Raw genomic sequence first — 229 nt, forward strand, 5'->3', positions numbered from 1 at the left:
TCCTCGGCGAGATCGCCGATCCTTCCGCGGTGGAACCCCTCGTCCGGGCGCTCCACGACGAGCATGACGACCTCCGGTGCCAGGCATCGGGAGCCATAGCGAAGTTCGGCCCCGGAGCGGTGGAGCCGCTTGCCGCGATGCTCGGCGACCCGGACCCGAACGTCAGGATCGTCGCGGCCGGCGTCCTCGGGGATACCGGGGAGGCGTCCGCGGTGGAGCCGCTCATCGG

Annotated in this window: 1 protein-coding gene; it reads left to right on the plus strand. The window is 72.1% G+C overall.

Translation table 11 applies throughout. The features are described from left to right. Window positions 1-229: HEAT repeat domain-containing protein (locus BRA62_RS06080; RefSeq protein ID WP_292365742.1), on the plus strand; the 229-nt coding region annotated here is incomplete at both ends.

It is taken from the genome of Methanoculleus sp. UBA208 (assembly GCF_002498065.1).
Lineage (GTDB): Archaea > Halobacteriota > Methanomicrobia > Methanomicrobiales > Methanoculleaceae > Methanoculleus.